At 61.9% G+C, this 12,766-nt stretch carries 10 protein-coding genes and 2 pseudogenes; 6 read left to right on the plus strand and 6 right to left on the minus strand.

What is annotated here, in order from left to right:
• Positions 1 to 16: 16 nt before the first annotated feature.
• The 3 genes and pseudogenes from Q9G87_RS61295 to Q9G87_RS59220 form a co-directional block, all read right to left on the minus strand.
• A pseudogene (locus Q9G87_RS61295) lies at positions 17 to 154 on the minus strand (glycosyltransferase family 4 protein); the annotation flags it as partial.
• Positions 155 to 432: 278 nt separating this feature from the next.
• Positions 433 to 1,785 carry a UDP-glucose dehydrogenase family protein gene (locus Q9G87_RS59215; protein ID WP_305925490.1) on the minus strand — a complete coding sequence of 451 codons (1,353 nt, stop codon included), beginning with the start codon at positions 1,783 to 1,785 and terminating at the stop codon, positions 433 to 435.
• Positions 1,786 to 1,997: 212 nt separating this feature from the next.
• Positions 1,998 to 2,357, minus strand: coding sequence for a hypothetical protein (locus tag Q9G87_RS59220; protein ID WP_305925481.1), 360 nt, complete (start codon positions 2,355 to 2,357; stop codon positions 1,998 to 2,000).
• A gap of 6 nt (positions 2,358 to 2,363) precedes the next feature.
• On the opposite strand from Q9G87_RS59220, the gene Q9G87_RS59225 reads away from it, so the two are divergent.
• The gene (locus Q9G87_RS59225) at positions 2,364 to 2,564 is read left to right on the plus strand and encodes a hypothetical protein (RefSeq protein ID WP_305925482.1); all 201 of its coding nucleotides are present in this window, start codon (positions 2,364 to 2,366) and stop codon (positions 2,562 to 2,564) included.
• Between the two features lie 19 nt (positions 2,565 to 2,583).
• Here Q9G87_RS59225 and Q9G87_RS59230 read toward each other — a convergent pair whose 3' ends face one another.
• Positions 2,584 to 3,726: a glycosyltransferase gene (locus Q9G87_RS59230; protein ID WP_305925483.1), complete on the minus strand. Its 1,143-nt coding sequence runs from the start codon at positions 3,724 to 3,726 to the stop codon at positions 2,584 to 2,586.
• Between the two features lie 219 nt (positions 3,727 to 3,945).
• Here Q9G87_RS59230 and Q9G87_RS59235 point away from each other — a divergent pair, with 219 nt between their 5' ends.
• Positions 3,946 to 4,929, plus strand: coding sequence for a methyltransferase domain-containing protein (locus Q9G87_RS59235; protein WP_305925484.1), 984 nt, complete (start codon positions 3,946 to 3,948; stop codon positions 4,927 to 4,929).
• A 561-nt stretch (positions 4,930 to 5,490) separates the two neighbouring features.
• Positions 5,491 to 6,375 (plus strand): hypothetical protein, encoded by an 885-nt coding sequence (locus Q9G87_RS59240; RefSeq protein ID WP_305925485.1) that lies wholly within the window; start codon positions 5,491 to 5,493, stop codon positions 6,373 to 6,375.
• Between the two features lie 452 nt (positions 6,376 to 6,827).
• Here the strand turns inward: Q9G87_RS59240 and Q9G87_RS59245 are convergent, their stop codons facing one another.
• Entirely contained in the window at positions 6,828 to 7,163 is a 336-nt protein-coding gene (locus Q9G87_RS59245) for a hypothetical protein (RefSeq protein WP_305925486.1), read from the minus strand.
• 448 nt (positions 7,164 to 7,611) lie between these two features.
• On the opposite strand from Q9G87_RS59245, the gene Q9G87_RS59250 reads away from it, so the two are divergent.
• Positions 7,612 to 8,871: a nucleotide sugar dehydrogenase gene (locus Q9G87_RS59250; protein ID WP_305925487.1), complete on the plus strand. Its 1,260-nt coding sequence runs from the start codon at positions 7,612 to 7,614 to the stop codon at positions 8,869 to 8,871.
• Between the two features lie 302 nt (positions 8,872 to 9,173).
• Here Q9G87_RS59250 and Q9G87_RS59255 read toward each other — a convergent pair whose 3' ends face one another.
• Entirely contained in the window at positions 9,174 to 9,383 is a 210-nt protein-coding gene (locus Q9G87_RS59255; protein ID WP_305925488.1) for a DUF397 domain-containing protein, read from the minus strand.
• A gap of 335 nt (positions 9,384 to 9,718) precedes the next feature.
• Between Q9G87_RS59255 and Q9G87_RS59260 the strand changes: the two are divergent.
• Together Q9G87_RS59260 and ltrA are read left to right on the plus strand one after the other, a co-directional pair.
• A pseudogene (locus Q9G87_RS59260) lies at positions 9,719 to 10,111 on the plus strand (IS21 family transposase); the annotation flags it as partial.
• Between the two features lie 691 nt (positions 10,112 to 10,802).
• A complete protein-coding gene (ltrA, locus tag Q9G87_RS59265; protein WP_305925491.1) occupies positions 10,803 to 12,344 on the plus strand; it encodes a group II intron reverse transcriptase/maturase in 1,542 nt (513 codons plus the stop codon).
• Positions 12,345 to 12,766: the final 422 nt, after the last annotated feature.

Genomic DNA, 12,766 nt, shown 5'->3' on the forward strand with positions numbered 1-12,766 from the left:
TCCGGATCGTCGAGCACATGGCATCCGCCAAGGCCCTGGGATCACTGGGAGGCACGAGTATGCCGCGGCCCTCCAGCAACTCTGGTGTGCCACCCACATCGGTGCCGACAATGGGGCGTCCCGCAGCCATCGCCTCCATGAGCGCATTGCTCAGGCATCCGCGCCCTCGATGTTAGACGCGCTGCCCTAGCTGGACGGCCCTGGCTACCCACGCCCGTCACTACCTGACCCACTCCGCCCCTGAATGGACACCCACCGTGACCTCCTCGACCACGGTGACGCCTTCGCCGTCTACGCCATCTGACCAGCCCGACGAACCAGGACATAGCGAACCAACGCCGGGGCCCTGTTCACCTGCGCATCCGGCCCTCGTCGAGGAATTGGCCAGAAATGATCAGGCCAAATCACGCCGTGGATTCAGGCTGAGAGCGTTCATGCGCGGTAGTTCCATCCGGCTGAGTGCCAGCGTTCCGCTGTCAAAGCGTTGCGCCCATCGAAGATATTCCTGCTCCGCACCGCCGTGCTGAGCAGCGCAGGATCCATGTCGATGAACTCAGTCCACTCGGTCAGCAGCATGATCAGATCGGAGTCACGCGATGCTTCGACAATCGTCTCGGCATACTCAAGCTCGGGGTGAACTCGCTTTGCGCTGTTCATGGCGACAGGGTCGTGTATGACAACGTACGCTTCTTCCCGATAGGCAGCGACTCCCACGGCCAGCGCCGGGGAATCGCGGATGTCGTCGGTGTTCGGTTTGAACGCGGCACCTAGGACGCAAACCCTTTTCCCCGCGTATGTGCCTCCCAATAGTTCCCGGCCGAGTGCAAGTGCGCGGTGCCTGCGGCTCAAATTGATGGCGTCAACCTGTCTGAAGAGAGAGGCGACATCGTCCAGCCCTTGATCTGCCGCACACGCACACAATGCACGAAGGTCTTTGGGGAGGCAGCCGCCGCCGAAGCCCAGCCCTGGGCCGAGAAAGCGCCGCCCGATGCGATCGTCGTAGCCGAGCGTCTCGGTGAGCGGTAGTACAGCCGCACCGGTCGCCTCGCATATCTGCGCCATGGCGTTAATAAAGGATATTTTCATAGCAAGGAATGCGTTCGCCGAGACCTTGGCAAGCTCAGCGGTAGCGTAGTCCGTAACTACAACGGGACAGCCACGCTCGATGATAGGCTGGTAAACAGCTCGGAGCAGTTTCTCGGCGTGCGGTGACTCCACCCCAAAAATGAGCCGGTTTGGTCTTAGCGTGTCTTCGATGGCGCATCCTTCGCGCAGGAATTCTGGATTCCACGCGACCCCCACTCGGCGGTCGGCGGAATGGCGGCGGACGATTTCCGCCATGCGCCGGGCGGTTCCCGTCGGCACCGTGGACTTCCCCACTATGATCGCTGGTCCGCAAACTCGCCGCGCGAGTTCAATGAATGCTGTTTCAACCCATCGCAGGTCCGCGTTGAGCGAGCCGGGGAGTTGCGGTGTTCCAACGCATACGAAATGGATATCCGCTTCTGCCGCATCATCATACGATGTGGTGAAGCGGATCCTGCCCAATTCCATGCATTTGCGGAGCAACTCGCCGAGACCAGGCTCGAAGAAGGGCAGCTCACACGAGGACAGTTGGGCGATCTTCTCTTTCTCTATGTCCATGGCAACGACATCGTGGCCAAGCAGAGCCATGCCGATCGCATGAGTCGTGCCGAGATACCCCGCACCGATGACACTTACTCGGAGGCAGCCAGACGATTCTAGGGGCTGCGACAGTTTCGCGTAAGTTGAATTTGGGTGCATTGATATGTACTTCTGCACTACTTCTCCTTCGTATCGCAGCTGGATGCGGTGGTGCGGCGATATCGTGAATGTCCACCCGCGGGCGACTATATTACTTTGGTTTCATACTCACAGGTGTCATTAGCCTCACCCTCGGTAAGTAAAGAATACGGAATAGCTTTATCTAATACGGCAGCTGTAGATCGTTGATCTGATGTGGCGGGTGTCGACGGTCATGTGACGGACACCGCTGTGACCTCGTTCCATCGTCGGTGGCAGGCGGCTGCCCGGTGTTGATGGCGTCTGCGCCAGTGCGACCAGCGCAGGGCGTGATCAGGGTCGATATCCTGCCTGGGCGGGGCGAGCACGAGGATGCGCAGGAGTTTCAGCAGTTCAGGGCTGCTCACCGCGACCAGTTCGACACAGGCGCACTCGGCGCTGTCGCGGTGTTCCAGGCTCGCGATGACGGCCAGCAGCACATAGGGGATCATGCTGATCAGGTCGCTCACGGTCGAGGTGCCCGCCGGGGTACGCACCCGATGGTCGGACTTGACGGCGATCACATAGCCGTAGTCCAGCAGCCGGATGTTCACCCCGCCATGCTGACCCGGCTCGCCCGGGCGCGAGCCGGGCACCGGCGGCGGATGTGGAACCTGCAGGCCGGTCGCCCGCAGGGCTTCCCGTGGGTGAGCGTCGCCGGCCACACCTGGGACGGCTGGATCGTCTTGGACATCGACGCGTCCCTGGTGGAGTCCCACTCGGACAAGGAAGATCCCCAAAGCGACATCACCAGGACATGACCGGTGCGAACAGCTTCACCTACCGCCCACATCGGTCGTCCAAGAGTCGCTGGTACAGCTTCATGTGCTCCTCACCCATGAGGGTCCCGTCGAGGTTCTTGCGTGCCCAGGCACACCCCACAGCCCCCAGCGAATCGGCCAGCTCTGAATCGTCAAGGAGACGGTGAACGGCATCCGCCAAGGCCGCGGGATCGGAGGGAGGAACAAGGACGCCACGACCATCCAGAAGCTCGGGCGTGCCCCCCACCGCGGTGGCGACGACCGGTCGTCCAGCGGCCATCGCCTCCATGATCGCATTACTCAGGCCTTCGTTGAGCGAAGGAAGAACGACCACGTCCGCGCGAGCAAGGAATGGCCTGACGTCGGTGCGAGATCCCATGATGCGAACGTCAACCTTGTGTTCGGACGCGTACCGCGCCAAGCTTCCACGCTCGGGTCCGTCGCCGACGAACACCAGAGTGCAGGGGCGATCCTTCAATGCGAGCAAGGATGCGGCCTGGATGAGAAAACGATGCCCCTTTACTGGCAAGAGATTGGCCACGCATACGATCACGGGGAGAGAGGTCTCGATCAGCTCGGGAGTGATCCGCTCGAACGCAGATGCCGGAAGGCCGTTATAGATGACGCTCAGCTTGCGTCCAGGCACGCGCTCGACCGTGCGTGCGTCCTCCATGACCGCGACGGCGTTGGCGATGACGTGATCCGTGATGCGAGTCGCCCACCTTTCCAAGGCGAAGACCCACCTGCGCCCCTGTTTGAAAAAGCTCTGACTACGTCGGCCCGCGACCACGACCGGAACCCGCGCCAGGCGGGCGGCCGGTGCCCCCAGCACGTAACTCGAGTACAGGAACGCCTGGAACACCTGAGGCTTGAGCCGCCGCAACAGCCGGACCAGGCTGATACCACCCTTCAGTCCTTTGGCCAGGGCTTCCGGCCAAGACGTGAAGGAGCCGAGCCGTAGCTCATGCACCTCGATCCCGGCCGAACGCAAGGCCGGCACATGAGCCCCGCCCTCCTGCAGGAGGATCACGTGGGTATCGATTCCTCGGTGCCGCAGTTCACCAGCCAGTAAGCACAGCTGAACCTCTGTGCCCCCCATGCGCTGCAATTCGTTGATGAAGAGAGCAACGCTCCGCAGCGCGCATCGATCCCTGACCACCACGACAGGCCCCCATAGGCACTCATCGGCACAAGTTCGCTACTCAGCGTGTCCGTTTGGACTGTCGTGGTCAAGGCAGACAAAGGGTGTGTCGCACGGCACCACGGAGGTCCGCCTCTGCCATACTCGTGTCGAATGGATCACGCTCTGTAGTGGCGAGCCATCGAAGGGTCACACCCCGGCACGCGGTCATCCTTCTCCGTCTACTGAACGGTCAGTCGAATGTCTCTCTCGAAACCCACGGTCGGCATTGATCCAGGGAATCCGTGGTACTCGATGCTGCTCTGCCTCCGCTGCCGTACCGTACTCTCTCTTCTCAACGGCGAACTCGCATGCCAGGCATGCGCGAGGACGTATCCCATCGACGATGGAATTCCAAGATTCGTCCCGGAAGAAGGCTACGCCGAAGGATTCGGCTACCAGTGGAACCGACACCGGCTGACTCAACTCGACTCCTACTCCGGCATGCCGATCTCCCGTGATCGGGTAATGAATGCCAGTGGCTGGAGCGCAGATGAGTTGCGTGGAAAGACCGTGCTTGAATGCGGCAGCGGTGCCGGGCGCTTCACCGAGGTGCTGTGCGAGACCGGCGCCATCGTGACATCATTCGACATCTCCAGCGCGGTCCACGCGAACGCTGCCTCGAATAGCCGCTTCTCCAACTTGCGCCTGCTACAGGCCAGCGTTTACGACTTGCCACTCCCTGAGGAGTCCTTCGAATACGTGATTTGTTTTGGCGTGATCCAGCACACACCCGACGTCGAGCGTACCTTCAAGACGCTCCTCCGGTACGTACGCCCGGGTGGCCGCTTCTGTATCGACGTCTACGCGGCACCGATCGCCTACCTTCATCCCCGGCATCTTCTACGCCCAGTGACCAGGCGCATCCCTCCCGCCCAGCTCTACGGGATTGTCCAGAAAGTTGCGCCGAAGCTCCTCCCGCTTTCCATGATGTTCAATGCGATACCACGTGTGGGGCCCTATCTGGCACGGCTGGTTCCGGTCGCGAATCATCGGCATCTGAACCTGCCCAACAAGAAGGTCATGCGAGATTGGTCAGTGCTTGACACCTTTGATTGGCTCGCGCCGCGATATGAGCGGCCGCAGACGCGTAGGCGCCTGCAGCGGTGGGCGAAGGAACTCGAGTTGTCCAAGGTATCGATCAAACGTTACCGCGGACTATACGTGATATGCGGCATCAAGTAGCCAGTTCGTGATGCTTCCTTTATCCACGTCTATCAATGTGTTCCGGGAACAGCCGCAATCAGGCGAACCAGAGAACACGGACGTCTTGTGGTTGATACTGTGCTGCCGTCCACCAGCCTCCCATTGCTATAGGCATAAAGGGGGGGATCTCGAGTGCCGAATCAGATCCAGCTCACACAATTGGAGTATAACTGTCCACGGAGAGGATCCATGTGACCGGTCAATTAAAATTGTAAAGAAAGTTGTGATCACCAGTTGATTCAGACGAAGACTCTATGTGCGCAATGGCTCGTAGTGCTAGTACTGACAAGTGCTTGCGCAGGACCGGATGCGACCACCGGACGCGCCACTCTTAGCCCTAAGCCTACGGAGGTAAACCCTGCCGATGGCTTGCTTAACGATCGACAAATTACCATCGCAAATGCGTCCGATCTTGCAAGGAGACGTGCTCGGCTAATAACGTCTATTTGGGGCGAGAACGACTATGCAAAAAAGAGAATGCCCATAGCAGTTCAGCGTGCATCCGAAAGCCCGGTTAGCGGCTTGAGCAATCTAGAGAGAGTGGACACGCTAACTATAGCAATGGATCAGAGCGTCACTTCCTATGCGCATCATTTCATACCCCAGACGAACAAGCAGGAGCGACTGGTAGTCCTGCATCACGGCCATAGTTGCACCTTTAATGATATTCCAGGAGATACCGATGAAGGTTATGGCATGCAGCGGACCATTTATTCGCTACTTTCTCGAGGATATTCCGTTTTGGCAGTTTATATGCCCTACAAAGCGACATTTTTCGACATAAACACATGTGACGTGCGCACGCATGATAGCTTGTTCGATCTTCAGCCGTCACAAGGGAGTTCCATGAAATATTTCCTGGAACCGGTAGCCGTGAGCCTCAATTATCTTAGAGCCCGATACTCTACTGGCGACTTCCCGCGATACAAACAATATGACATGATTGGCCTTTCCGGCGGCGGCTGGACTACGACCGTTTATTCTGCCATCGATACAAGAATTAAATACAGCTTTCCGGTTGCAGGATCTATGCCGCTATATCTCAGAAAGGGAGATGAACCCGGAGACAAAGAGCAGATCTATTCTGATTTCTATAAAATTGCCGGCTACCTGGATCTTTATGTACTAGGCTCGGCAGGAACCGGTCGAAAGCAAATCCAGATCCTAAATCGTTGGGATGACTGCTGCTTCGGGCAGGCCCAGCATGATGCGGCGCAAACTCGCTCAACGTACGACGAAGCAGTTCGCGACTATGAGTCGCGAGTACAAAGGATTCTCTCGTCTCTGGGATTTGATGGCGGCTTTCGTCTCCACATAGACAATAAAGCCCCTCATCACACTATTTCCAGACAGACCATTAAAACAATACTACGCGAGCTAGACATTGATTCTCCTCGTGAAAGAAACGGGCATTCTCGACCTTGATTTGTCTGGCTACTGTCGGTGAATGGTCTGGATTCGCTAGCGGGTTGATTCCGTGATGAATGGATACCGCGCAGGCCGTCCAAGCTGCGCCAGCATCCGCTGATCTTCATCGGGGTCTTCGCCCTTCTTAAGATCCGCTCCGAGCCGTTGTTGGTCGCCCCGATCCGCAGATCCGCCAGGAGCAACAAGGCCTTGTCCACCCGATCGGTCAGGCGTTCGGCCAAGACCCGGGCCCTCGGCTTGTCCCGCCCTGGATGAAACGGGTTCAGCTTGATCCCCTCGGTAGTCAGTTCCAGATAGCGGGCCCGGAACTTCTCGATCACTGCGGCCTCCAGTCGGTCAACGCCGGCGCGGACGGCATGGTGGGCGGGTGAATGGCCTCCCACAAATGGATCAGCAGGTTGCCCGCCCGGCCGCCGCGGACCGGATCGGCCTGGTGAACCTAGCGAAGATCACGGATGACGCTGCAGGCAGATCTGTACCCCGGCCAGGAGGCTGTCCAGGAAAAGATGGCCGACGCAGTCATCGCCGACCAGGATGCCGGTGAAGGCGGTCAGCAGGTCGAACCCCTTGATGGTCTCGGGGCCGCGAGTCAGCCCTGCCCCACACCAGACGACCTTCCCGTCATGCATCCCGTGGTTTAGGCCGTCTTGCCCGATAGCGAGACCGGCGTCTCGTCCGTCCCGGGCTACCTCGGCCCTGCGCAGACGCTTCTTGACCTCGTCTTCGAACCCCGCGAGCCGGGCGGCCAGCTGCGCGTTGACCTTGGCGACGAACCCTGTCGACACGGGAAGGCTGAACATCATCCTCATCAGCTGCGCGGTCCGCTCGATGTTGGTGGCGGGCGATCCGCTCGTTGGCGGCGGCCCAGCTCGGCTCCCGCAGCGCCAGCAGCTCACGCAGCCGAACGTTCGTCGCCCGAACTTCGGAGATCTCCTCACGCAGAGCCGCGCCTTCTTCGCGGAGGGCCGCCGCCTGTGCGCCGAGCGCGACCAACTGCCGCATATCTCCTCCATCGAGGGCTTGCCCGGCGGTGTCGGCTGTTCGGACATGATCGCGGATCATCATGCCGAACCTAGGTCAGGGCCATCAAACCGACAGCATCGTGATCACGATAGGTCTGAGTGGTTACGCGGCGACGGGACGACACGCCAGGCGTGCACTGAAATGGGTTATATGAGGGCACCGAGCGCTTACAGTTAGCTATATCTCACTCTAAGTGACGGGGGTCCGGAAATGAGAGAGAAACTGGTGGTAATCGGACAGGGTTACGTGGGCCTGCCCCTGGCGATGCGCGGGGTCGAGGCGGGGTTCGACGTCGTGGGGATCGACGTCGACGAGTGGCGGGTCAAGCGGCTGAGCGCCGGTGAGTCCTACGTCGAGGACATCGGCGACGACCAGGTGAAGGCCGCGCTGCGCGCCGGCTGCTACATGGCCAGCGCCGATTACGCCGACGCCAAGGAGTTCGACATCTGCCTGATCACCGTGCCGACCCCCTTGTGTGAGAGCGCTCCGGATCTGCGTCATATCGCCTCGGCCGGCCGTTCCATCGCGCCGCTGATCCAGCGAGGGGCCACAGTGGTCCTGGAATCCACCACCTATCCCGGCACCACTGAGGAGTATCTTCGCCCGATCCTGGAGCAGGGCTCCGGGTTGCGCGCGCCCGATGACTTCTTCCTCGGCTACAGTCCGGAACGCATCGATCCGGGCAACTCCCGCTGGCGTCTGGAGAACACGCCGAAGGTCGTGTCTGGCATCGACGAGTATTCGCTGAAGAAGATCGAAGTGTTCTACCGGCAAATCGTCCGGGACGTCGTTCCCGTCTCCTCTCCCCAGGTGGCGGAGCTGTGCAAGCTGCTGGAGAACACCTTCAGGCACGTCAACATCGCTCTGGTGAACGAGCTGTCCATCTTCGCGCAGCAACTCGGGATCGACGTCTGGGAGGCGATCGACGCCGCCTCCACCAAACCGTTCGGCTTCATGCGCTTTACGCCGGGCCCCGGCGTCGGCGGGCACTGCCTGCCCATCGACCCCTCCTACCTGTCATGGGCGGTGAAGCGGGGTCTGGGACACAACTTCCGGTTCGTTGAGCTGGCCAACGACATCAACAGGAGCATGCCGGACCACGTCGTGCGGCGGCTGGCCCTGGCCCTCAACAGACGAGCCAAGCCGATCAAGGGCAGCCGGCTGCTCCTGCTCGGACTCGCCTACAAGAAGAACGCAGGAGACTGCCGCGAATCCCCCGCGATCGAGGTCGCCAAGTCTCTCTGCAAGCTGGGCGCCCGAGTACGAGCCGCCGACCCATACGTGAAAGGCTTCTTGGCTTCGCCGAACATCGAGATCGTCGAGGCGAGCCGCCAAGAATTCGAGCAGGCTGACGCCGTCGTCATTCTCACCGACCACGACTGCTTCGACTACGAGATGATCGAGCAGGTGAGCCCGTTCGTCTTCGACACGCGCAACCGGTGCCGGGGACCCAACGTCGAACGACTCTGACCAAGATCAACGACGGGACACCTATCTCAGGGTGTTCCACTGCGCCGCGGGTCTGCTGTTCCGGCTGCAAAGACATGGCCATCTTGCCTCTCTGTTTCCTGTACCGGCCGATTTCTCAGTTGGCAGGACGGCGACGCTGGTGGTTCACGATATGGGCGCCGACGCGTAGTTCTCTGCGGAGCGATGTTGGCTTGTTGGTGCCGGGTGTCTACGACATGGTCGCGAAGGCGTCCATACGTACCTCGTAGGGATCACGGATGCACGAGGGGGCCTACCCATCGGCAGACCCCCTCGTGGACTGACTAGAAGTCGAACTCTCCCTTGGACATGCCGTCCTTGAAGGCGTCCCACTCGGATTTGGTGAATATCAGGGCAGGTCCTTCCGGGTGACGACTGTGCCTCACCCCTACACGCCCTCCACCGAGAGGGGCAACCTCCACACAGTCGCCGCCGGTGCCTCCGCTGGCCTTAGCCTTCCGCCAGGCAGCAGTGGCCAGCTCTTCCTCGGTCATAGTGACTCCATCACCCTCATAGTGATCTTCACGGTTTCGTAGGTCGGCTGGGCCAGGCCGGAGAGTAGTTCCCATCTCTGATTCAGCTTGTGGATCATCTCCGCCTGCTGGATGACCTCTCCAGTCTCGGCGTTCTCCAAGAACGCCGCGTTGGCGTCGTCATCGGATGCCAGTACGAACGGGCCGATCAGGCCCGCAGTGCTGTGACAGCGGCCACGACATACTCCCCATAGGCGGCCATTTAGCGCCCCACTGACGGCCACGGGATTCCCCACGTACGGCCAGATACCTCCCCGGTTCGTCCCGTCCAGACCTGGACGGTGATCATCGTCCGGGTGAAGAACAGCAGGGAGATCATGGAGATCCTTGAGGCATACGACCTCACGGGTAGTTACCGCGCTGCGGCCGAGCTGGCCGGGTGCGACCACCACACGGTGGCCCGGTACGTGAAGATGCGCGCTGCTGGGCAGAACCCGCAAGACAAGCGGCATCGGGAGCGGATGATCGATGCGTTCCTGCCGAAGATCGAGGAACTGGTGGTCCGCTCGAACGGGAAGATCCGCGCCGATGTGGTCCACAAGCGGCTGGTCGCGATGGGGTTCACCGGCGGGGAACGCACGACCCGGCGCACGGTGGCCGAGGCGAAGGCGCAGTACCGCGCGGGGCAGCGGCGGGTCTATCGGCCGTGGATCACCGAGCCGGGGCTGTGGCTGCAGTGGGACTGGGGATGTGCGACACGAAAGTCGCGCATAGCGAGTGAACTCGCAGATTGGAGGCCGGTTATGCCGGGTGCGTAGTTCTCGATCAGTGTTCGAGATCGGTCCCCGCCTTGACGTGCGACCGCAGGTCCTGCCTGCTGGGGGTGCGGAGCTCAGGGAAGACGCCCAAGGGCCTCCGTTCCGTCCGGGGGAGCAACCGGGCAAGGGGAAGACCGGACGGGCAAACGCAAGTGAATCCCCTGATGAGGCCTCGTCATCGCAAGCCCGGAACGACGGGACGAACAACGGGTGATAGAGCCTGGCTGCTGGAAGAGGCAGCGAGCGGCGACCGGATCCGTTCCCCGCTGGTCGCGTGAACACCGCTGGCTCCGGGGTTTAGGGGGGTGCCCATCCCGGCCGATTCTCGCGTGCGCGGAACGTGGAAACCTCGTCGAGGTCCAGGCTCCCCGAGCCTGGTAAGCCGATCGTGAGAGGGGCTGAACTCCTCGGCGGGACAGGATGCTCAAGAAGCGGATGCCGGTGGCCGAAAGGCAACGGGACCCACGGCGGTGACCCGTCCCTCCAGGCGGTGCTCGTGGGGAACCGGCCGGATGCCGGCCTTGCTGCCGGGCCCGAAAGGGCGCTGACGTGAGCAGGTGAGCCCTTTGAACGCCGACCCCGTCGGCCCCCCGAACCAAGGGACAAGTTGGACGCCATCACGGTGAACGGACCCGAGGACGTTTTCGACTGGGACGCCATTGACTGGCGTGCTCACGAGCAGAACGTAGTGAGGCTTCGGAGAAGGATCTTCAAGGCGACGCGGGAGCGGGACTGGGCGCAGGTCCGGTCCCTGCAGAAGATGATGTTGCGGTCCTGGTCCAACACGCTGCTTAGCGTCCGCCAGGTCACGCAACGCAATACCGGGCGCCGGACGGCCGGGATCGACGGGCAGGTGGCTCTGTCCTCGACGGCCAGGGCGGAGGTGGCGGCGCAGGTGCATCGCGCACGCTCGTCCTGGGACCCGATGCCGGTCCGGCGCGTGCACATTCCGAAGGCCAATGGAAAGCTCCGCCCGCTCGGCATTCCAGTGATCATGGACAGATGTCACCAGGCACGGGTCCGTAGCGCGCTGGAACCTGAGTGGGAGGCCCGGTTCGAGCCCAGGAGTTACGGGTTTAGGCCGGGTCGGAGCTGCGCGGACGCGATCGGTGCCCTGTTCAATGCTCTGGCTGGCCCTCGGGCCAAGAGGGTGTGGATCTTGGACGCCGATCTGTCGGCCGCGTTCGATCGGATCGGGCATGCCCGGCTTCTCGACGCGCTCGGCTCGTTCCCCGCCAGGGGGCTGGTCGAGCGGTGGCTGAAGGCCGGGGTGGTCGAGAACGGGACGTTCACGCCGACCGAAGAGGGCTCGCCCCAGGGCGGGGTGATCAGTCCGTTGATCATGAATGTGGCACTCCACGGGCTGGAGAGGGCCGCAGGGGTCCGTTACCGCACCAAGGCCAATCAGGGCGAGGTGGCGGTAGATGGTTCCCCGATCTTGGTGAGGTATGCTGACGATCTTGTCGCCTGCTGCTACTCGCGTGAGCAGGCCGACCAGGTCAAGGAGCGGCTTGCGCGGTGGCTGAGTCCCCGAGGGCTGGTCTTCAACGAGGATAAGACGAAAGTCGTGCACCTCGAAGCGGGCTTTGACTTCTTGGGGTTCAACCTGCGCCGATACCCGCGCGGGAAGCTGCTGATCAAACCGAGCCAGGACGCGGTCAGGCGGATCCGGAAACGGCTCGCGGACGAGATGCGCGGCCTGCGCGGCTCGAACGCGATGGCGGTCATCGCCAGGCTCAACCCGATCATCCGGGGCTGGGCCGCCTATTACCGGGGGGTGGTGGCCAGCAAGGTGTTCACCGCGTTGGACCACTACGTGTGGTGGCTCGCCTACCGGTGGGCCCGCCATACGCACCCCAACAAGTCGAAGATGTGGATCGCTCGCCGCTACTTCGGCAAGTTCAACAAGTTCAGGAACGACCGGTGGGTGTTCGGCGATCGCACCTCGGTCGACGACCACGGCGGAGTCCGCCACCTGGTCAAGTTCTCCTGGACGACCATCGTCCGGCACCAGCTCGTGACGGGACGGGCGTCCCCTGACGACCCGGACCTGATCGAGTACTGGGCTAAGCGGCGCCGCAAGGCCCCCCGCCGCTGGACAGCTATAACGTCGGCCTGCTCACCAGGCAGGAAGGCTGCTGCCCGCTCTGCGGAGAACCTCTGATCGCCATCGACCGGCCGCCCCAGTCCCCGCAAGCCTGGGAACGGTGGTGGCTGAGTGTGGTCCGGCGGGCGATAGCCGCGGACTACCTCACTCACCGGGACGGCCAGCCGGACGGGACACGAACACGCCTCGTGCACGCCTCCTGCAACCGCATGCTCCAAGCACGCGGCCGCAGGAGCCCGGCGACCTCATCGCCGTGACGCCCTTGGGGCTTGCTTGAGCCGAGGTGCGGGGAAAACCCGCTCGCCCGGTTCTGTGGGGGCGGTGGCGCAGCAATGCGCTGCCGCTACCCGACGGGGTCCGGTGATCAAGGGGCGGCAGACGATCCTGTGGTGCGCCTGGCTGGCCTGGTCGCGGTTTCGTGTGGTCATCCCGGTCTGGGACAAGACCATGCCGACGATTGCGGCCTGCCTGGATGCGAC

Origin of the sequence: Nonomuraea turcica (assembly GCF_030718205.1) — a bacterium.
Taxonomy (GTDB): domain Bacteria; phylum Actinomycetota; class Actinomycetes; order Streptosporangiales; family Streptosporangiaceae; genus Nonomuraea.